The 19374-nt window shown below is 68.7% G+C and carries 19 protein-coding genes and 2 tRNA genes; 16 read left to right on the top strand and 5 right to left on the bottom strand.

Features of this window, described 5'->3' with window-relative positions; all coding sequences use genetic code 11:
- Positions 1–12 precede the first annotated feature (12 nt).
- The 3 genes from AC1ROC_RS03595 to pepN form a co-directional block, all read right to left on the bottom strand.
- Positions 13–843 (bottom strand): ABC transporter permease subunit, encoded by an 831-nt coding sequence (locus AC1ROC_RS03595; RefSeq protein ID WP_492998155.1) that lies wholly within the window; start codon positions 841–843, stop codon positions 13–15.
- On the bottom strand, positions 840–1751 hold the full coding sequence (locus tag AC1ROC_RS03590; protein ID WP_085368492.1) for an ATP-binding cassette domain-containing protein: 912 nt from the start codon (positions 1749–1751) through the stop codon (positions 840–842). Before AC1ROC_RS03590 ends, AC1ROC_RS03595 begins: the two co-directional genes overlap by 4 nt.
- A 190-nt stretch (positions 1752–1941) precedes the next feature.
- Positions 1942–4485: an aminopeptidase N gene (gene pepN, locus AC1ROC_RS03585; RefSeq protein ID WP_492998152.1), complete on the bottom strand. Its 2544-nt coding sequence runs from the start codon at positions 4483–4485 to the stop codon at positions 1942–1944.
- 104 nt (positions 4486–4589) lie between these two features.
- Between pepN and AC1ROC_RS03580 the strand changes: the two genes are divergently transcribed.
- The 4 genes from AC1ROC_RS03580 to AC1ROC_RS03565 are packed head-to-tail and all read left to right on the top strand — an operon-like array spanning position 4590 to position 8284.
- Complete coding sequence (locus AC1ROC_RS03580; RefSeq protein ID WP_085368490.1) at positions 4590–5078, top strand: ribose-5-phosphate isomerase; 489 nt, start codon at positions 4590–4592, stop codon at positions 5076–5078.
- Positions 5078–6070 (top strand): Fpg/Nei family DNA glycosylase, encoded by a 993-nt coding sequence (locus AC1ROC_RS03575; protein ID WP_492998150.1) that lies wholly within the window; start codon positions 5078–5080, stop codon positions 6068–6070. The genes AC1ROC_RS03580 and AC1ROC_RS03575 overlap by 1 nt, the downstream gene beginning before the upstream one ends.
- A gap of 13 nt (positions 6071–6083) precedes the next feature.
- Positions 6084–6722, top strand: coding sequence for an FMN-binding negative transcriptional regulator (locus tag AC1ROC_RS03570; protein ID WP_492998148.1), 639 nt, complete (start codon positions 6084–6086; stop codon positions 6720–6722).
- Positions 6719–8284, top strand: a complete 1566-nt coding sequence (locus AC1ROC_RS03565; protein ID WP_492998146.1) for an amidohydrolase — start codon at positions 6719–6721, stop codon at positions 8282–8284. Before AC1ROC_RS03570 ends, AC1ROC_RS03565 begins: the two co-directional genes overlap by 4 nt.
- A gap of 93 nt (positions 8285–8377) precedes the next feature.
- Here the strand turns inward: AC1ROC_RS03565 and AC1ROC_RS03560 are convergent, their stop codons facing one another.
- The gene (locus tag AC1ROC_RS03560) at positions 8378–8860 is read right to left on the bottom strand and encodes a Dps family protein (RefSeq protein WP_434948467.1); all 483 of its coding nucleotides are present in this window, start codon (positions 8858–8860) and stop codon (positions 8378–8380) included.
- A 178-nt stretch (positions 8861–9038) separates the two neighbouring features.
- On the opposite strand from AC1ROC_RS03560, the gene AC1ROC_RS03555 reads away from it, so the two are divergent.
- From AC1ROC_RS03555 to AC1ROC_RS03535, 5 genes are all read left to right on the top strand, one after another.
- Entirely contained in the window at positions 9039–10466 is a 1428-nt protein-coding gene (locus AC1ROC_RS03555) for a sensor histidine kinase (protein WP_492998143.1), read from the top strand.
- Between the two features lie 108 nt (positions 10467–10574).
- Positions 10575–11231, top strand: a complete 657-nt coding sequence (locus AC1ROC_RS03550; protein WP_085368485.1) for a response regulator transcription factor — start codon at positions 10575–10577, stop codon at positions 11229–11231.
- A gap of 70 nt (positions 11232–11301) precedes the next feature.
- Positions 11302–11514, top strand: a complete 213-nt coding sequence (locus tag AC1ROC_RS03545; RefSeq protein ID WP_492998141.1) for an antitoxin — start codon at positions 11302–11304, stop codon at positions 11512–11514.
- Positions 11515–11670: 156 nt separating this feature from the next.
- Positions 11671–12249, top strand: coding sequence for a P-loop nucleotide/nucleoside kinase family protein (locus tag AC1ROC_RS03540; RefSeq protein WP_492998139.1), 579 nt, complete (start codon positions 11671–11673; stop codon positions 12247–12249).
- 9 nt (positions 12250–12258) lie between these two features.
- A complete protein-coding gene (locus AC1ROC_RS03535) occupies positions 12259–12723 on the top strand; it encodes a GNAT family N-acetyltransferase (protein WP_492998137.1) in 465 nt (154 codons plus the stop codon).
- Positions 12724–12741: 18 nt separating this feature from the next.
- On the opposite strand, the gene AC1ROC_RS03530 is transcribed toward AC1ROC_RS03535, so the two are convergent.
- Positions 12742–12812: transfer RNA gene (locus AC1ROC_RS03530), tRNA-Gly, on the bottom strand.
- Positions 12813–13008: 196 nt separating this feature from the next.
- Between AC1ROC_RS03530 and AC1ROC_RS03525 the strand changes: the two genes are divergently transcribed.
- The 7 genes from AC1ROC_RS03525 to clpX all read left to right on the top strand — a co-directional run bounded on the left by AC1ROC_RS03525 (position 13009) and on the right by clpX (position 19351).
- Positions 13009–13086: transfer RNA gene (locus AC1ROC_RS03525), tRNA-Pro, on the top strand.
- 49 nt (positions 13087–13135) lie between these two features.
- Positions 13136–14557 (top strand): trigger factor, encoded by a 1422-nt coding sequence (gene tig / locus AC1ROC_RS03520; RefSeq protein WP_492998135.1) that lies wholly within the window; start codon positions 13136–13138, stop codon positions 14555–14557.
- 298 nt (positions 14558–14855) lie between these two features.
- Complete coding sequence (locus AC1ROC_RS03515; RefSeq protein ID WP_492998133.1) at positions 14856–15773, top strand: DMT family transporter; 918 nt, start codon at positions 14856–14858, stop codon at positions 15771–15773.
- Between the two features lie 138 nt (positions 15774–15911).
- Positions 15912–16502, top strand: a complete 591-nt coding sequence (locus AC1ROC_RS03510) for an ATP-dependent Clp protease proteolytic subunit (protein ID WP_055893424.1) — start codon at positions 15912–15914, stop codon at positions 16500–16502.
- A 25-nt stretch (positions 16503–16527) separates the two neighbouring features.
- Positions 16528–17196, top strand: a complete 669-nt coding sequence (locus AC1ROC_RS03505) for an ATP-dependent Clp protease proteolytic subunit (RefSeq protein WP_168689343.1) — start codon at positions 16528–16530, stop codon at positions 17194–17196.
- Between the two features lie 20 nt (positions 17197–17216).
- The gene (locus AC1ROC_RS03500; RefSeq protein ID WP_492998130.1) at positions 17217–17966 is read left to right on the top strand and encodes an AAA family ATPase; all 750 of its coding nucleotides are present in this window, start codon (positions 17217–17219) and stop codon (positions 17964–17966) included.
- A 110-nt stretch (positions 17967–18076) separates the two neighbouring features.
- Positions 18077–19351 carry an ATP-dependent Clp protease ATP-binding subunit ClpX gene (clpX, locus tag AC1ROC_RS03495; RefSeq protein ID WP_085368477.1) on the top strand — a complete coding sequence of 425 codons (1275 nt, stop codon included), beginning with the start codon at positions 18077–18079 and terminating at the stop codon, positions 19349–19351.
- Positions 19352–19374 lie beyond the last annotated feature (23 nt).

The raw sequence follows: 19374 nt of genomic DNA, 5'->3' as shown, positions 1-19374 counted from the left end.
GCGCGCAGCGCGTTACGCGTCGCGGCGCTTGAGGATGATCGCGCCGATGACGAACGACACGGCGGTCCAGGCGAGCACGATGAGCACGTTCGCCCACGGCTCGAACCCGCCGTTGTCCGACCCGGCCATGCCGGCGCCTGCCGCGCTGATCAGGTAGTTATTCGCCTTGGTGATCCACTCGATGTTCGTCAGCGAGCCGACGAGGTTCACGATGATCGGCAGCAGGAACACCACACCGAGCGCTGCGGCGATGCCGCCTGCACCTGCGCGGAGGATCGTGCCGAGACCGAGCGCGAACACCGACACGAGGCCGAGGTACGCTCCGGCGCCGACGATCGCCCAGAGGGTGTCCGCCGAGGCGAAGTCCGCGGAGAAGCCCTTGCCGGAGAGCACGGGGGCCGCGATGGCCCACGAGCCTGCGACGGTGACGACGCCGACCACGAACGAGGCGATGAAGAGCACGATCGCCTTGGCGGCGAGCACGGGCAGACGCTTGGGAACGGCTGCGAAGGACGACCGGATCATCCCGGTCGAGTACTCGCCGCTAATGGCGAGCACGCCGAGCACGGCGACGGCCAGCTGGCCGAACGTCACGCCGAACGACGCGGTGTTGACCACGAACGCCGAGTGCTGAGCGGCCGGGATCTGCTTCGCGATCGTGTCGGGGATGGTGAACGCGACCAGGCAGGTCATCCCGAACCCGACCACGACGACGATCGCGTATGTCCAGAACGTGGAGCGCAGCGAGCGCAGCTTGATCCACTCCGACCGCACGACGCGGGCGAAGTTCAGGTGTCCGAGCGAGGTGTGCCGGATGGGGGCGGTTGCTGTTGCGGTGCTCATCGGGAGACCTCCGTGCGGTATTCGACCTCGTCCTGCGTCAGTTCGAGGTAGGCCTCTTCGAGGGAGGCGTTGAGGGGGGTCAGCTCGTGGAGGACGATGCCGAACTGGGCGGCGGCCTCTCCGACCTGGGCGCTGGTGAGGCCGGAGACCTCGAGGAGGCTGGCCTCGATCCCGGTGATCGTGACGTCCGCTCCCGCGATGGCGCGGGCCAGCTCCTCGGCCTGCGGCGTGCGGACGCGGACGGCGTTGCGGGTGGCTCCCGCGAGGATGTCGCCGACGGGGGCGTCCGCGAGGATGCGGCCACGGCCGAGGACGATGATGTGGTCGGCGGTCTGCGCCATCTCGCTCATCAGGTGCGAGGAGAGGAACACGGTCCTGCCCTCCGAGGCGAGGTGCCTGGCGAACTGCCGCACCCAGAGCACGCCCTCCGGGTCGAGACCGTTGACCGGCTCGTCCAGGATGAGCGTGGCGGGGTCGCCCAGCATGGCCGCCGCGATCCCGAGGCGCTGGCCCATGCCGAGCGAGAAGCCGCCGACGCGCTTGCCTGCGACGGCTTCGAGGCCGGCGAGACCGATCACCTCGTGCACGCGCCGCTTCGGGATGCCGTGGGTCGCGGCCATGGCGAGGAGGTGATTGTACGCGCTCCTGCCGGTGTGGACGGCCTTGGCATCGAGCAGCGCGCCCACCTCGGTGAGCGGCGACGAGTGGTCGGCGTAGCGCTTCCCGTTGACGAGGGCCGTGCCGTGCGTCGGCCGGTCGAGTCCCATGATCATGCGCATGGTCGTCGACTTGCCCGCGCCGTTCGGGCCGAGGAAGCCGGTGACTTTGCCCGGTTGGATGGTCGCCGTGATGTCGTTGACGGCGGTCTTCGCACCGTACGTCTTGGTGAGGCGGTCAAGTTGGATCATGGTTAGACCCTATTGAACCGGCGGGGTTTGCGGCATCCCCGCGCGGTCTGGTCCCGCATCCGGTGGCTGTCGTACCCCGGTACGAGACGCGCGTGCCCGGAGATGCGAGTGGCCCCGCGACCGCCCAGGCACGGGATGTGCTGGGCGATGCGGGGCCACTCGATGGTGCTGCTGCGTCGGTCGATCCCGACTAGCGGGCGTCGCGCTCCTGTGCGGCGAGCGCGCGCTCGACGCCGGCCAGGTTCTCGACCACGAGGCGGCGCAGTGCGGCGGGCTCGGCGTTCGCGTCGAGCCAGGCACGGGTCGCGTCGCGAAGGGCGGCGTTCGCCAGCGGTGCCGGGTACATGCCCGCCACCAGGTATTCGGCGATCTTGTAGCTGCGCGACTCCCACACGCTCTGCAGCGCCTCGAAGTACGGCTTCACGAACGTGGCGAGCACATCCTTGTCCGCCGCGCGCTGGAAGCCGAGGCCGGTGAAGCGCACGATCGTGTTCGGCGCCGTGTCCGTGGCGAACACCGAGTCCCAGGCGGCCTGCTTGCCCTCCTGGGTCGGGATGCTCGCTGCGGCCTGGGCGGCGAACTGCGCGCCGTTCGCCGTGTTGTCCTTCGCGAGGGCTGCGTCGATCTCCGCGCGACCGGCCTTGCCGCCCGCCGCGAGGGCGATCAGCAGCTCCCAGGCGAGGTCGGTGTCGACCTCGAGGCCGGGCAGGGTCACGGTGCCGTCGCGCAGGGCGGCGACGTTCGCGAGCTGCTCGTCGGTCGACGCCGCAGCGGCGAAGAACTTGACGAACTGGAACTGCGCGTCGCTTCCGGCCTCCGCCTGCTGTGCCAGCGTCCACAGGGTGGAGGCGACCTCCTCGGTGGCCGCCTTCTGCCGCTCGGGGGCGACATACGAGCCAGCGGCGAGGAGCAACTGGCTCAGCGTGGTGCGGATGGTGGTCGACTCGGTCTCCGGCGCGATGTTGCCGAGGACGAGGCGCACGTAGTCGCTCGCCGGCGTCTCGGCATCCCTGGTCGCATCCCAGGCGGCGCCCCAGACGAGGGAGCGGGCGAGCGGGTTCTCGATCGACGAGAGGTGCTCGATGGCCACCTGCAGGGACTGCTCGTCGAGACGGATCTTCGCGTACGCGAGGTCGTCGTCGTTCAGCAGCACGAGGGCCGGACGGGCGTGGCCGACCAGCTCGGCGACGTCGGTGCGCTCACCGTCGACGTCGAGCTCGATGCGGTGGTCGCGCACGAGGCGGCCGTCGACCAGGTTGTAGAACCCGATCGCCAGACGGTGCGGACGGATGGTGGGGTAGTCGGCTGCGGCGGTCTGCAGCACGGAGAACGACGTGATCGTGCCGTCGGCATCCACCTCGATCTCCGGGCGGAGCGTGTTGACGCCCGCGGTCTCCAGCCACTTCTCCGACCAGTCGGTGAGGTCGCGGCCGCTGGTCGCCTCCAGCTCGACGAGCAGGTCGCGCAGCTCGGTGTTGGAGTGCTCGTGCTTCTTGAAGTACTGGGCGACACCGGCGAGGAAGTCGTCCTGGCCGACCCACGCCACCAGCTGCTTGAGCACGGAGGCGCCCTTGGCGTACGTGATGCCGTCGAAGTTGACCTGCACGTCCTCCAGGTCGTTGATGGTCGCGACGATGGGGTGCGTGGACGGCAGCTGGTCCTGCTTGTACGCCCAGCTCTTCTCCATCGCAGCGAAGGTGGTCCACGCCTCGTGCCACTCCGTGGCCTCTGCGGTGGCGAGCGTGGAGGCGTACTCGGCGAACGACTCGTTCAGCCAGAGGTCGTTCCACCACTTCATCGTCACCAGGTCGCCGAACCACATGTGTGCCAGCTCGTGCAGGATCGTGACGACCCGGCGCTCCTTGATGGCGTCCGTGACCTTGGAGCGGAAGACGTAGGTCTCCGTGAAGGTGATCGCCCCGGCGTTCTCCATCGCGCCGGCGTTGAACTCGGGCACGAAGAGCTGGTCGTACTTCTCGAACGGGTACGCGTAGTCGAACTTCTCCTCGTAGAACGCGAAGCCCTCACGGGTCTTCTCGAAGATGTAGTCGGCATCCAGGTACTCGGCCAGCGACTTGCGCGCGTAGACGCCGAGCGGGATGGTGCGGCCGTCGCGGCTGGTGAGCTCGCTGTGCACGGACTCGTACGGGCCGGCGATGAGCGCGGTGATGTACGAGGAGATGCGGCTGGTCGCCGGGAAGGCCCAGGTCTTCGCGCCGTCGCCGGCGTCCGTCGGCTCGGCGGTGGGGGAGTTGCTGACGACGGCCCAGTGCGCGGGCGCCGTCACCGTGAAGGTGAACTCGGCCTTGAGGTCCGGCTGCTCGAACACCGCGAACATGCGGCGCGAGTCCGGCACCTCGAACTGGCTGTAGAGGTAGACCTCGCCGTCGACGGGGTCGACGAAGCGGTGGAGGCCCTCACCGGTGTTGGTGTAGATGGCGTCTGCGACCACGGTCAGCTCGTTCTGTGCCTGCAGGCCGTCCAGCTGGATGCGCACGCCGTCGCTGACCTGCGCGGGGTCGAGCTCGACGCCGTTGAGGGTGACGCTGTGGACCGTGCGGGTGATCGCGTCGATGAACGTCGACGCTCCCTCTTCTGCGTCGAAGCGCACGGTGGTGGTGCTGAGGAACGTCTCCGGCCCGGTCGTCAGGTCGAGGACGACGTCATAGGAATGGGTGCTGACGAGCGAAGCACGCTCCTGGGCTTCGACGCGGGTGAGGTTTTCTCCTGGCAACGCTGACTCCTTGAAGATTCGACGGATTGTGTCCAATGGACAACCCTAGACGCATCGGCTGTCAGCGGTCCCTCGGCGTCGGTGGCCGTCCCTAAACTGGGTGCATGCGCATCCACATCGCCACCGACCACGCCGGTCTGGACTTCAGCACCCACCTTCAGGCCCACCTCACCGAGGCCGGTCACGAGGTCGTCGATCACGGTCCCACGACCTACGACCCCATCGACGACTACCCGGCGTTCTGCATCAACGCCGCGAAGGCGGTCGTCGCCGACCAGCAGGCGGGGGTGGAGGCGCTCGGCGTCGTCTTCGGCGGTTCGGGCAACGGAGAGCAGATCGCGGCCAACAAGGTGATCGGCGCCCGCGCCGCCCTGGTCTGGAACGAGAGCACGGCGCAGCTGGCCCGCCAGCACAACGACGCCAACGTCATCTCCATCGGAGCCAGGCAGCATACGGTCGAAGAGGCCACGCGCTTCATCGACGTCTTCATCGCCGAGCCGTTCTCGTTCGAGGAACGCCACGTGCGCCGCATCGCCCAGCTCGCCGAGTTCGAGGCGACGGGAGACATCGCGGGCAAGAACGTGGACCGCTGATGCCCGAGGGCCACTCCGTCCACCGCATCGCGCGCCAGTTCGCGAGCAACTTCGTCGGGCACCGCATCCAGGTGTCGTCGCCGCAGGGGCGCTTCGCGGAGGGCGCATCCCGCATCGACGGGCACGTGATGACCGACGCCCGCGCCGTGGGCAAGCAGATGTTCCTGGAGTTCGACAACGGGCTGTGGCTGCGCATCCACCTGGGCATCTACGGCGCGTGGGACTTCGCGGGCGACATCAGCATCGACCCGACCATCGCTGCGGCCAACGGTCGGATGGGGCAGACCAACCAGCGCGGAACAACCGTGGACGACGACACGGTGCTCGACAGTGCGGGCGAGAACTCGCTGCACAGCATCGGGGCGCCCCGGCGCACGCGGCTGCGCATGGCGGAGTCGGAGAAGGTGGAGGACGAGATCACGACCTTCCCGCCGGAGCCGATCGGCCAGGTGCGCGTGCGGCTGCTCAGCGACACCGCCGTCGCCGACCTCCGCGGCCCGACGGCGTGCGAGGTGCTCGACCTGGCAGAAGTGGATGCGGTGATCGCGAAGCTCGGCCCGGACCCGCTCCTCTCCGACGACCAGGCGGCAGAAGACCGCTTCGTCGCCGCCGTCCGGAAGAAGCCCACCTCCATCGCGCTGCTGCTGATGGACCAGAACGTGGTGGCGGGCATCGGGAACGTCTACCGGGCCGAACTGCTGTTCCGTGCCAGGCAGAACCCGCACACGCCCGGCAAGCAGGTGCCGGAGGACACGGTGCGCGAGCTCTGGCGCGACTGGGGGAGGCTGCTGCGCATCGGCGTGGAGACCGGCCAGATGATGACGATGGACGACCTCGACCCCGAGGCGTACCGCAAGGCGATGGCCAGCCGCGAAGACCGGCACTGGGTCTACAAGCGCGAGGGACTGCCGTGCCGCGTGTGCGGCACGCACATCGTGATGGAGCTGCTCGGAGGGCGCAAACTGTACTGGTGCCCCAAAGACCAGGCCTGAGCGGAGACCGACGATGAGACAGAATCCCAGCTTCGCCCTCGCCGACGTCCAGGAGATCAAGCGGCTGATCCGCCTCAACCCGTGGGCCACGATCGTCAGCTCCACCGAGGCCGGGCTGGTCGCGTCGCACTACCCGATCCTGGTCGACGAGTCGCGGGAAGACCTCTCGATCGTCACCCACGTCGGCCGTCCGGACGACCTGCTGCACGAGCTCGGGCAGCACGAGCTCCTCGTCGTCGTGCAGGGACCGCACGGCTACATCTCGCCCGGCTGGTACGACGCCAACCCGGCCGTGCCCACCTGGAACTTCACCGCGGCACACCTCAGCGGCGTCCCGGAGATCCTGACCGACGAGGAGAACTTCGCCGTGCTCGGCCGGCTGGTCGACCACTTCGAAGACCGGATGCCGTCGCCGCGCCGCATGGAGGGCACGCCACAGGACGCCGCGTATGCGCAGCGCATCTCCTCCGGCACGGTCGGGATGCGCCTCACGCCCACGAAGATCGTCGCCAAGAGCAAGCTCAGCCAGAACAAGCCGGCCGAGACCGTCGACAGGATCATCGGCGAGCTCGAGGGCGACGGCGTCTACGCCAGCCGCGACCTCGCCGCCGAGATGCGCAGGGTGCACGACCGGATGCGCGCAGCTCGGTGAGGCCGGATGCTGGCGCATCGTCCGAGCCGGAGGCGGCGCCGGCGGTTCCCCTGCTGCTGACGGGGGCGCGCATCCCGGGCGTGGACGGCGCGCACGACGTGCTGCTGCGCGACGGGCGCATCGCGGCGGTGGGCCCGTCCGGGAGCGGCGATGCGCGGTCGGCGTCACTGGAAGGCGGCGATGGTGTGCGGGTGGCGCATCTCGACGGCCGCTGGATCGTGCCGGGGCTCTGGGATCAGCACGTCCACTTCACGCAGTGGGCGCAGACCGCACGGCGCCTGGATCTCTCCCACGCACACTCGGCCGCGGAGGCCGCCGACCTGGTGCGCGACCGCATCGCCGCGGAGCGCAAGGCGGGAGCGGAGGCGGAGGAACCGCTCGTCGGCTTCGGCTTCCACGACGCTCTCTGGCCGGACCAGCCCACCCGCGCGCTGCTCGACGCGGCGGCGGACGGCCGGGAGGTCGTGCTGATCGCCGGCGACCTGCACTGCTCCTGGCTGAACACCGCCGCCGCGCGTCGGTTCGCTCCGGACACCGCCGACGACCCGTCGGCCGCCGTGCTCCGCGAGGACGCGAGCTTCGCGGTGACGAGCATGCTGTCGGCCGCGGACGACTCCACCCTCGACCGGTGGGCGGCCGAGGCGGCGGAGGCCGCCGCCGCGCGCGGTGTGGTGGGCGTCGTCGACCTCGAGTACGGCTGGAATCTGGAGGTGTGGCGGCGCAGGATGGGCGCAGCGGCATCCGGCGCCGCGCGATCGCTGCGAGTCGAGTTCGGCATCTACCCCGACGACCTGGAACGCGCCATCGCCGTGGGCCTCCGCACGGGCGCGACGATCGACGGCACCGGCGGCCTGCTCACCGTCGGTCCGGCGAAGATCATCAGCGACGGCTCGCTCAACACCCGCACGGCCCTCTGCGTCGGCGCGTACCCGGACGGCGGCCACGGCGTCGCCAACCTCAGCACCGCAGAACTCGTCCAGTGGATGCGCCGGGCCGCCTCGAACGGCATCGAACCGGCCGTGCACGCCATCGGCGACCGCGCGAACACCCTCGCCCTCGACGCGTTCGAGGAGGTCGGCTGCGGCGGCAGGATCGAGCACGCGCAGCTGCTCGCCGCCGCCGACGTTCCCCGCTTCGTGCGCCTGGGCGTCACCGCGAGCGTTCAGCCGGAGCACGCGATGGACGACCGCGACGTCGCCGACGTGCTGTGGCGGGGTCGCACGGGGCGGGCGTTCCCGCTCGCCGAGCTGCACGCATCCGGAGCGGTGATCGCGTTCGGCTCCGACGCTCCCGTCGCGCCGCTCGACCCGTGGATCGCGCTGTCGGCCGCGGTCACCCGCTCACGCGACGGCCGGGAGCCGTGGCATTCGGAGCAGGCGCTGGCACGGGACGCCGCGCTGCGCGCATCCACCCGGTCGGTCATCGGCGTGGGGGAGCCGGCCGACATCGCGGTGCTCGACGCCGACCCGTTAACCTGCCGCTCCGCCGACCTGCGCGGGATGCCCGTGGCCGCGACGCTGCTCGGCGGCCGCTTCACGCACGACGGCGTCGGCTGGGCGTAGCGCCCGGCCGGCCGCAGCATCCATCGGCCCTGACACACGGAACGGCCCCGGATCGTCGGGCGATCCAGGGCCGTTCCGTGTGTCTGTGCGACGCTACTTGCTGATGTGCGCGAACAGGAACCAGCGGTCCTTGTCGAGGCCGCGGGCGATCTCGATGGCGATGTCCTGGCTGGTCTGGTCGAGCTCGTCGAGTTCCTTGACCGCGGCGTTCACGTTGGCGAGCGCTGCGTCGATCTGGCCGATGACCTCGGCGATCGTGTCGTCCGACTGGCGGAAGCCGGCGGTGAGTTCGGTGGTGCTGGTCTTGGCAGCCACGGTGCCGAGGCGGGCGTCGACCGGGAGGCCGAGGGCGACGATGCGCTCCGCGGCGAGGTCTGCCCACTCCTGGGCGTGCGCGACGATCGTGTCGAGCAGCTCGTGGACGCCGATGAAGTTGGCGCCGCGCACATGCCAGTGCGCCTGCTTTCCGTTGACGACCAGGGCGGTCAGGTCGATGACGACCGGGCTCAGGAACTGCGCGACTCCTGCGGCGACGTCGGGGTTCGAAACACTCTGGGTTGCGGCGATGTCCGTCATGGGTTGGCGTCCTTTCATCTGACTGGTGACAACGCTACGCGTTCGGTGAAATTCCGCAACGAAGCTGAGCCTCCGCTAACTAAGGGTGGGGTAACCCCCGTACCGGTCCGGGCGGCCACCCGATACCGGCCGTACCGCCGGTTCGGAAGGCTGGAGCCATGACCAAGGAGACCACACCATGAGCACTGACACCCCTCCGCTCCACGTCGCCGCGGCGTCTGGCACTCTGGATGCTGTGAGCACCCCCGACCAGCCCGCCGGCGCATCCCCTGCACAGACGGCGCCCGCCGCATCCCGGCGAGGGTACGGCGCCCTGTGGCGCGGCGTTCCCCGCGAACTCGGGTTCCTGCTGCTGACCATGCCGATCGCGATCGTCGGCATGTCGGTGGGGCTGACCCTGTTCTGGACGGGCGTCGGCACGCTCATCATCTATGTCGGGCTGTTCGTGCTGATCGCCACGTTCTACGTCGTCCGTGCGTTCGGCACGCTCGAGATCACGCGGTTGCGCTGGGCAGGCCGTCCGGAGATCACCGAACCGCAGTGGACGGACCCGTCCCGGCCGCAGACGTTCTGGCGCACCATGTTCGGTCCGTTCGTGAACGGGCACTACTGGCTGTACCTGCTGCACACGCTCATCATCAACCCCATCGTCAGCATCGTCTCGTGGACGCTCACCATCGCGTGGTCGGCTGTCGCGCTAGGCGGCCTGACGGCGTGGTTCTGGGAACGGTTCATCCCGAACGGCGACCGCGAGGTGTACCTGTCGCGGATCATCGTGGACTGGGTGTTCAACGTCCGCTCGACGTTCGATCCCGTGATGGGCGAGGCGATCCTCGACCTCGTCCTCGGCGTGATCTTCGCCCTGACCCTCCCGTTCATCACCCGCGGGCTCATCTCGCTGCACAGTGTGATCGCGCAGGGGATGCTCGGGGCGTGGCGCTCGGAGGCGCTGCAGCGCGAGGTCGCCGACCTGTCCGCCTCTCGCGGCGCGGCCATCGTGGCGGAGGACCAGGCGCTGCGCCGTCTGGAGCGCGACCTGCACGACGGCCCGCAGCAGCGGCTGGTGCGGCTGCAGATGGACATCGCGGCGGCGGAGCGGAAGCTCGCCGACGATCCGGATGCTGCCCGCGCCATCCTCGCGGAGGCCGGCCAGCAGGCGCACGACACGCTGGAGGAGCTGCGGGCGCTGTCCCGCGGTTTCGCCCCGCCGATCCTGCAGGACAGGGGACTCGTCGCCGCCATCGACTCGCTCGCGGCACGCAGCCCCATCCCGCTGCGGGTGGAGTCGTCGATCGAGCCCGGCGTGCGGTTCTCGCCCGAGCTGGAGCGAAGCGTGTACTTCGTGGCGGCGGAGCTGTCCGCGAACCTGGCCAAGCACTCCGGAGCGACCGAGGCGCGGCTGTTCCTCGACCGCACGGTCGACCCGGCGACGGGCGCGGCGTGGCTGAGCGTGTGGCTGACCGACAACGGTGCAGGGGGAGCGTCGGCGGTGGCCGGCCACGGCCTCGCCGGACTGGGCGAGCGCGTGCACGGGCTGCGCGGCGAGTTCGTGGTGGACAGCCCGGTGGGCGGTCCGACGAGGATCGGGGCGCGCATCCCGGTGTAGTCGGCGGCGTGCTGGCTGCCTGCTGGCGGCGTGTGGGCGGTGGTGTGCGCATCCATTCGGGTGGGCGCCCCGCCGCTTCGTGCTGTGCGGCCCCTCTAGGCTGGTGGGGTGAATTCTCCTGACGGTCTCCGCCTGGTCATCGCCGACGACTCCGTGCTGCTGCGCGAGGGCCTGGTGCGGCTGTTCGACGAGGCCGGCTTCGAGACGGTCGGCGCGTACGGCGACGCGGACACCCTGCTGGAGTCGATCGGCTCGCTCGCGCCGGATGTGGCGGTGCTGGATGTGCGCATGCCGCCGACCTTCCGCGACGAGGGCGTGCGCGCTGCGCTGACGCTGCGGGCGACGCATCCGGAGATCGGCGTGCTGCTGCTGAGCCAGTATGTGGAGGGCACGTACGCCCAGGAGTTGCTGGCGAGCGGCCAGGGCGGCACCGGTTACCTGCTGAAGGACCGCATCGCCTCCCTCGACGAGCTGCGGGATGCGGTCACCCGCGTGGCGGACGGCGGCACCGTCCTCGACCCGCAGGTGGTCCGCGAACTGCTCGTGCGCCGCACGGACCCGCTCGCGTCGCTCACCCCGCGCGAACGCGAGGTGCTGCAGCTGATGGCGGAAGGCAGGACCAACGCCGGGATCGCCCAGCGCCTCGTCATCGGGGTGGGCGCCGTCGAGAAGAACGTCACTGCGATCTTCCAGAAACTGGGGTTGGAGGACTCCGGCGACGACCACCGCCGCGTGCTTGCGGTGCTGGCCTTCCTGCAGCGCTGACCCTTGCCGCGCGCGGGCGGGAACACCAGAATGTAGGCACTTCGATCCATCGACGAAAGCAGGTGCCACAATGGCCGGATTCGACGACATCACCAGCAAGGCCAAAGAGTTCCTCGACAGCGACCAGGTCAAGGACGCCCTCAAGAGCGAACAGGCCGAAGACATCAGCGACAAACTCCTCGACGGCGTCGCCGACGCGGCCAACAAGGTCACCGGAGGCAAATTCGAGGGCCAGATCGACGGCGCCCGCGACGCGGCCGACAAGGCGGTGGGGACGGAGTAGTCCCGCCGGTTTGTGCGTGTGAGCGGCCGTTCCTCTGCGGGGGAGCGGCCGCTTCTGCGTTGTGTGTGCGTCGTGGCGTTCTCTCGTGTGGGAGTGCCCGAACATGGGTGCATGGCGATGGTGTGCGTGCAGTGCGGGAGTTATGGCCGGGGCAGCGTGACGGGTCGCGTTGTCGTGTGCGACTTCTGTGGCGCGGAACGCGAACGCCCTGACCTGCCGTTCCTGGTCGTGACGGGCGTGCCTGCGTCGGGAAAGTCCCTCGTCTGCGCGGCGCTGACCGCTGCTCCGGGTGTGCTGGCGCTGGATGGGGACACTCTTGCATCCGGCGCGCACGCCGTCGCCGACGGCCGCCGCGACTACCTCGCGTTCTGGGCCTATCTGTGGCAACTCGGCCTCGAGATCCAGGACAACGGACTCATCCCCGTCCTCTGCGGGGTCGCCCTCCCCGAACAGGTGCTCACCACCCGGATGGAGGCATCCGTCCCCGTCCACTTCCTGGCTCTGACCGCCGACGAAGCGACGATCCGCGCCCGGATCATCGGGAGACGCGGGAGCCGCGAAGGAATCGATGTCGACCGCCACGTCGCGCTCAACGAGGAGTTGCGGCAGTCGCGTGTCGGTGCCCCCGACACGCTGACCGTGCTGGACACCACCGGGTGGAATCGCGAAGCCACCGTAGCTGCGGCCCAAAAATGGTGTGCGGCCTTCACGACGCCGGATGCGCACCTTCGGTAGTGTGCCCGGATGAACGTCGCCGTGGATGTCAGGATTGCCTCACCCTCTCAACTGCTCGACGTCGGTGGTCTGCGCTGGGATTCGCTGCTGGAGAACGGCGGCTCGCCGGACGAGTCGCGAGAGGTCTTCTCCGAGCGGTTCGCGGAATGGGGCGGCGCCCACCAGTCGACGCATACCTGTTTCGCCGCCGTCGCGTCCGACGGCATCGTGATCGGGATGGCCTGGCTCGCCATCACACAGCGGGTGCCGAGCGCGCGTGCGTTCGATCGCGCGTCCGGCGACGTGCAGTGCGTCTACGTCGTCCCCGAGCTTCGGAACTCGGGCATCGGTGCACAGCTCGTGCGCGCCGTGCTCGAACGCGCAGGGCACCTGGGGCTGGAACGGGTCACGGTGCACTCCAGTGCCGGGGCGGTGCCCTTCTACAGACGGGCGGGGTTTGCCTCCGAGGACGTGCTGCTGCACGTGCGAGCGTGACGCGGAAGCCGGAATCGGAGGGGATGACGGGAATCGAACCCGCGTAATCAGTTTGGAAGACTGAGGCTCTACCATTGAGCTACATCCCCGTTCCCATCTCGCGATGGGCACCAGGACATCGTAGTACAGGTTCGGACCCCGGTCCGACCGCCACGCGCGTGGCGGATCGCCGCGAGGGCTCTGGCGCGCGGCGGGTCGTGGTCGTGCAGTAGACTTGCGCGTGGTCTTTCGCCCCCGACGGGTTTGTTCGTGTCGGGGTACGGACCGGGCGGGTTGGCTAGAACCCGGGGCGTAGCTCAGCTTGGCTAGAGCGCCCGCTTTGGGAGCGGGAGGTCGCAGGTTCGAATCCTGTCGCCCCGACCAGTCATTTCCGACGAGACCATCGTTTCAATTATCAGGAGAAGCCAACAACGTGAAGACCACGGTCGAAAAGCTGAGCCCCACTCGCACCAAGCTCACCATCTCGGTGACGCCGGAGGAGCTCAAGCCGTCTATCAAGCACGCTTACGAGCACATCGCTGAGCAGGTCAACATCCCGGGCTTCCGCAAGGGCAAGGTTCCGCCGGCGATCATCGACCAGCGTGTCGGCAAGGCTGCCGTCCTGGAGCACGCCGTCAACGAGGGGCTGGACGGGTTCTACCGTCAGGCCGTCGACGAGAACGACGTGCGTCCGCTCGGACGTCCCGAGGCCGACATCACCGAGTGGCCCAACGAGAAGGACTTCTCCGGCGACCTGCTGCTCACCATCGAGGTGGATGTGCGCCCCGAGATCGAGCTGCCCGCATACAACGACCTGAAGATCACGGTCGACGCCGCGGACATCAGCGACGAGGACGTCGACACCGAGCTCGACAACCTGCGCAGCCGTTTCGGCACGCTCGTCACCGTCGACCGCCCCGCCAAGAAGGGCGACTTCGCGCAGATCGACCTCGTCGCCGTCATCGGTGACGAAGAGGTCGACACCGCCAACAGCATCTCCTACGAGATCGGCTCCGGCGAGCTCATCGAGGGCATCGACGAGGCGCTCGACACGCTCACCGCCGGTGAGACCACCACGTTCGAGGCTCCGCTCATGGGTGGAGACCACGAGGGCGAGAACGCCCAGATCACCGTGACCCTCACCGCCGTCAAGGAGCGCGAGCTTCCGGAGGCGGACGACGACTTCGCGCAGATCGCCAGCGAGTTCGACACCATCGCCGAGCTGCGCGAGAGCGTCCGCGAGCAGGTCGAGCGTTCGAAGACGTTCGGCCAGGGCACCGCTGCCCGCGACCAGCTGCTCGACACGCTGCTCGCGCAGGTGGAGATCCCCGTCCCGACCCAGCTGGTCGAGGACGAGGTGCACCGCCACCTGGAGCAGGAGAACCGCCTCGAAGACGACGTGCACCGCGCAGAGGTCGCCGAGTCCAGCGAGAAGACCTTCCGCACGCAGATCCTGCTCGACGAGATCGCCCGTGTCGAAGACGTCAAGGTCAACCAGGACGAGCTGAGCCAGTACCTCATCCAGGGTGCATCGCAGTACGGCATGGACCCGAACGAGTTCGTGAAGATCCTCAGCGAGAACGGCCAGATCCCGTCGATGGTCGGAGAGGTCGCCCGCAACAAGGCGCTCACCATCGTCCTCAGCCGCGCAGAGGTCGTCGACAGCAACGGCAAGAAGGTCGACCTGAGCGAGTTCACCATCACTCCGGAGGACGAGGAAGCCGACGCAGAGACCGCCGCGACCGACGAGGCTCCGGCCGCCGATGAGGCGCCCGCCGCCGAGGAGACCCCGGCCGAGGAGAAGCCCAAGAAGAAGGCTGCTCCGAAGAAGAAGGCAGCTTCCGAGAAGAAGTAGCACCACACGCGCAGGCCGGGCACGCACAGTGCCCGGCCTTTCGCGTACCCGGGGTGACGTCGCCGGGCGCGAGGCGGAGGCCTGCCGCTGTACCGGCGCGCCGTCGCCGCGTGTGCGCGCGACCTCACGACCCGGTAGCGTGGTCCTCGACAGTGCCTAGGGTTCCGTTCCCCGGAAGAGTTCGCGGGAGGTCTGGTCCGAGCGGCACCACGGCAGCGCGCAGCGCCGCCGTCATCTGACAGGACAAAAGCCCGGAGGATCCCTTCGCCGTGCCATCGCGGCGAACGAAAGGATCCTCGTGCCACCCGTCGCCCTTCTCCTCGTCATCGTCGCCGCGTTCGCGCACGCCACCTGGAACCTCGCCTCCAAACGGGCGAGCGCCAGCGGCCTGCCGTTCATCCTGCTCGGCGCCATCGCCTCCACCGTGCTCTGGCTGCCGATCGCCGGCGTCGACATCGCGATCAACGGTGCGGACCTGCGCTGGCTGCTGATCGGCTCCGGAGTGTCGGCGGTGATCCACGTCGGATACATGTGGGTGCTTCAGCGCGGGTATGCGCACGGCGACATCTCCGTCGTGTACCCGATGGCGCGCGGCACGGGGCCGCTGCTGTCCGTGGTTTTCGCGATCGTGCTGTTCCACGAGCATCCGTCCGCCCTCGCTCTCGCGGGTGCCGCAGTGGTGGTGGCGGGCATCGTCGGGATCGGCCTTACCACGGGGCGACCCGTAACAGGCGCGGACCTACAGCACGCCACCCCGCAACCCGGGATGCGTTCCTCCCGCCGACCCCGGATGCTCGGCCCCGGCATCCTCTACGGTCTCCTCACCGGCGTGACCATCGCGGTCTACACGCTCTGGGACGCCTTCACCGTCAACGACCTCGGCGTCTCGCCCGTGGCCTTCATGGTGGGCTGCAGCTTCGGCGAGGTGGTGCTGCTCGCGCCCGTGCTGATCACCCGGCGCGCCGAAGTCGTCGCGGTGTGGCGGCGGTTCCGCTGGCAGGCCGTGGTGGTCGGCGTGCTCTCTCCGCTGTCGTACATCCTGGTGCTGAGCGCTATCCAGCTGGCCCCGGTGTCGCTCGTCGCCCCGGCGCGCGAGCTGAGCGTGGTGCTGGTGAGCCTGGCCGGGTGGCTGATCCTGCGCGAGCCGCGGCCGGCCCAGCGGATGGCGGGAGCAGTCGTGGTGCTCGGCGGCGTCGCGATGCTCGCGCTCAGCTGATCGCGGTCGGACCCGACCGCCGACCCCGCCGCCCGACCCCACCGGCGGCGCGCTCGTCTGCCCAGGGCGAACAGGCCGGAAATGGGCCACGGGCTCCGATAGATTCATTCACGAAGCGACAAGGAAATGGAGCGACACATGGCCGACATGGGCATGCAACCCAGTGTTTTTGACCGACTGCTGAAGGACCGCATCATCTGGCTCGGGTCCGAGGTCCGGGATGAGAACGCGAACGAGATCGCCGCGAAGCTGCTTCTCCTCGCCGCGGAGGACGCTCAGCGAGACATCTACCTCTACATCAACTCGCCCGGTGGGTCGATCACGGCCGGCATGGCCATCTACGACACCATGCAGTTCGTGCCGAACGACATCGTCACCGTGGGCATCGGCATGGCGGCATCGATGGGGCAGCTGCTCCTCACCGCCGGCACCAAGGGCAAGCGGTACATCACCCCCAACGCCCGCGTCCTGCTGCACCAGCCGCACGGCGGCTTCGGCGGAACCGCGAGCGACATCCAGACTCAGGCGCAGCTCATCCTCGACATGAAGAAGCGCCTCGCGGAGATCACGGCGGCCCAGACGGGCAAGAGCGTCGAGCAGATCAACGCAGACGGTGACCGCGACCGCTGGTTCACCGCGCAGGAGGCCCTCGAGTACGGCTTCGTCGACCACATCCGCGAGACGGCGACCGAGGTCGTCGGCGGTGGCGGAACCGCGGACGAGAAGTAAGACCTCGGAAGGAATAGGAATCGACATGAACATCCCCAACTTCGGAGGTCAGGCGTTCAACGGAGTCCAGGCTCCGGGATCGCGCTACATCCTCCCGAGCTTCGAAGAGCGCACGGCATACGGCTACAAGCGCCAGGACCCATACGCCAAGCTGTTCGAGGACCGCATCATCTTCCTTGGCGTGCAGGTGGACGACGCGTCCGCCGACGACATCATGGCCCAGCTCCTCGTGCTCGAGAGCCAGGACCCGGACCGCGACATCGTCATGTACATCAACTCGCCCGGTGGCTCGTTCACCGCGATGACCGCGATCTACGACACGATGCAGTACATCCGCCCGCAGATCCAGACCGTGGTGCTCGGCCAGGCGGCCTCCGCAGCCGCTGTGCTGACCGCGGCAGGCAGCCCCGGCAAGCGTCTCGCGCTGCCGAACGCCCGCATCCTGATCCACCAGCCCGCCGTCGGCGAGGCCGGACAGGGGCAGGCGTCCGACATCGAGATCCAGGCCAATGAGATCATGCGCATGCGCACCTGGCTGGAGGAGACGCTCGCGCGCCACTCCAACCGCACGCAGGAGCAGGTCAACAAGGACATCGACCGCGACAAGATCCTGTCGGCCGCCGAGGCGCTCGACTACGGTCTGATCGACCAGGTGCTCACCAGCCGTAAGACGCTGCCGGCGCTGGTCAAGTAAGACAGCATCCGGAGCCCGCGATGAACGAACGGGGCGATCGTCTGGACGACGATCGCCCCGTTCGGCGTGTCAGGGCCTATCGGGATGCTCCGTACGATCCGGATGCGTGGCCCGCGAACATCCCGGCCGTCGCGCAGGTGCTCTGCCAGGGGCTGGAGCTCGCGCCCGGCGTCACCTTCCTGGTGGGGGAGAACGGCAGCGGCAAGTCCACCATCGTGGAGGGTATCGCGACCGCGTACGGACTGCCGCCGGAGGGCGGGAGCAACCAGGGCTCGCACAGCACCCGACCCAGCGAGTCGCCGCTCGGCGAGTGGCTGCTGGTCGAGCGCAGCCCGTCCGCGCCGCGCTGGGGGTTCTTCCTGCGGGCGGAGACGATGCACGGCTACTACTCCTATCTGGAGTCGCTGCCCGGCAGTCCGGATGCGCACCTGCACACGCTGAGCCACGGCGAGTCGTTCAACGACCTGCTCGAGAACAAGCTGAACCACCCGCAGTACGTCGCCGGCCTGGTCTGCCTCGACGAGCCGGAGGCCGCGCTGTCGTTCGAGTCGTCGCTGCGCTGGCTGTCCAACCTCAACGAGATGGTGGCGCGCGGCACGCAGGTGCTGTGCGCGACGCACTCGCCGATCCTGGCCGCGCTGCCCGGCGCGCGCATCCTGGAGGTGGGCGAGTGGGGCATCCGGTCGACGACCTGGGAGGAGCTGGAGATCGTGCGGCACTGGCGCTCGTTCCTCGACGCGCCCGGCCGGTACTTCCGCCATCTGCTGTAGGCAGAACGGGATGCGCGTGGCGCGCGTGACCAAATGCGGCCAGGTGCGCGCCAATGTCGCTCGCACAGGTTAGGCTCGACGGGAAAGACCCTGAGAAGGAGGGGAGAGGGATGGCACGCATCGGGGAAAGCGCCGATCTGCTCAAGTGTTCCTTCTGTGGCAAGAGCCAGAAGCAGGTCCAGCAACTGATCGCCGGACCGGGCGTGTACATCTGCGACGAGTGCGTCGAGCTGTGCAACGAGATCATCGAAGAGCGACTCGCCGAAGCAGGCGAAGAGACGGCAGGCGAATTCGACCTGCCGAAGCCCAAGGAGATCTTCGGATTCCTCGAGGAGTACGTGATCGGCCAGGAGGCCGCGAAGCGTGCGCTGGCGGTGGCTGTCTACAACCACTACAAGCGTGTTCGCGCCAAGGCGTCGATCACCTCGGCCGACGTCATGGACGACGTCGAGATCGCGAAGAGCAACATCCTGCTGATCGGCCCGACGGGCTGCGGCAAGACCTACCTGGCCCAGACGCTGGCGAAGCGGCTCAATGTGCCGTTCGCCGTCGCAGACGCGACAGCCCTCACCGAAGCGGGCTACGTGGGCGAAGACGTCGAGAACATCCTGCTGAAGCTCATCCAGGCCGCAGACTACGACGTGAAGCGCGCCGAGACGGGCATCATCTACATCGACGAGGTCGACAAGATCGCGCGCAAGGCGGAGAACCCGTCGATCACGCGCGACGTGTCGGGCGAGGGCGTGCAGCAGGCGCTGCTCAAGATCCTCGAGGGCACGGTCGCCTCCGTTCCTCCGCAGGGCGGACGCAAGCATCCGCACCAGGAGTTCATCCAGATCGACACCACGAACGTGCTGTTCATCGTGGCCGGCGCGTTCGCCGGGCTCGAAGACATCATCTCCCAGCGTGCAGGCAAGAAGGGCATCGGCTTCGGCGCCCCGCTGCACTCGAAGGGCGACGACGTCAACCTGTTCAGCGAGGTGCTGCCGGAAGACCTGCACAAGTTCGGGCTCATCCCGGAGTTCATCGGCCGTCTTCCCGTGGTCACCACGGTGACGCCGCTCGACCAGGATGCGCTGATGCAGATCCTCACGGTGCCGAAGAACGCTCTGGTGCGTCAGTACCAGCGCATGTTCGAGCTCGACGGTGTGCAGCTCGAATTCGAGCAGCCGGCCCTGGAAGCCATCGCCGACCTGGCGGTGCTCCGCAAGACCGGCGCCCGTGGACTCCGCGCGATCATGGAAGAGGTCCTCGGGCCGATCATGTTCGAGGTGCCGTCGAGCGCAGAGGTCGCCCGCGTCGTGGTCACCCGCGAAGCGGTGCTCGAGAACGCGGCGCCCACGATCGTGCCTCACCGTCCGCGCCGCGAGGAGAAGTCCGCGTAACGCGCGTTCCGGTTGATCCGGCC

Source organism: Leifsonia sp. GW821-FHT13C05 (genome assembly GCF_058806515.1).
The sequence above is the reverse complement of the archived record's forward strand: the minus strand, read 5'-3'. Positions and strand labels throughout refer to the sequence as shown.

Bases quoted from the DNA above. Each gene is read 5' to 3' on its own strand.
- AC1ROC_RS03500 (WP_492998130.1), top strand. From the start codon at position 17,217: ATGAACGAACGGGGCGATCGTCTGGACGACGATCGCCCCGTTCGGCGT.
- AC1ROC_RS03570 (WP_492998148.1), top strand. From the start codon at position 6,084: ATGAGACAGAATCCCAGCTTCGCCCTCGCCGACGTCCAGGAGATCAAG.
- AC1ROC_RS03575 (WP_492998150.1), top strand. From the start codon at position 5,078: ATGCCCGAGGGCCACTCCGTCCACCGCATCGCGCGCCAGTTCGCGAGC.
- AC1ROC_RS03505 (WP_168689343.1), top strand. From the start codon at position 16,528: ATGAACATCCCCAACTTCGGAGGTCAGGCGTTCAACGGAGTCCAGGCT.
- AC1ROC_RS03555 (WP_492998143.1), top strand. From the start codon at position 9,039: ATGAGCACTGACACCCCTCCGCTCCACGTCGCCGCGGCGTCTGGCACT.
- AC1ROC_RS03560 (WP_434948467.1), bottom strand. From the start codon at position 8,860: ATGACGGACATCGCCGCAACCCAGAGTGTTTCGAACCCCGACGTCGCC.
- AC1ROC_RS03535 (WP_492998137.1), top strand. From the start codon at position 12,259: ATGAACGTCGCCGTGGATGTCAGGATTGCCTCACCCTCTCAACTGCTC.
- AC1ROC_RS03595 (WP_492998155.1), bottom strand. From the start codon at position 843: ATGAGCACCGCAACAGCAACCGCCCCCATCCGGCACACCTCGCTCGGA.
- clpX (WP_085368477.1), top strand. From the start codon at position 18,077: ATGGCACGCATCGGGGAAAGCGCCGATCTGCTCAAGTGTTCCTTCTGT.
- AC1ROC_RS03545 (WP_492998141.1), top strand. From the start codon at position 11,302: ATGGCCGGATTCGACGACATCACCAGCAAGGCCAAAGAGTTCCTCGAC.
- AC1ROC_RS03510 (WP_055893424.1), top strand. From the start codon at position 15,912: ATGGCCGACATGGGCATGCAACCCAGTGTTTTTGACCGACTGCTGAAG.
- AC1ROC_RS03580 (WP_085368490.1), top strand. From the start codon at position 4,590: ATGCGCATCCACATCGCCACCGACCACGCCGGTCTGGACTTCAGCACC.
- AC1ROC_RS03590 (WP_085368492.1), bottom strand. From the start codon at position 1,751: ATGATCCAACTTGACCGCCTCACCAAGACGTACGGTGCGAAGACCGCC.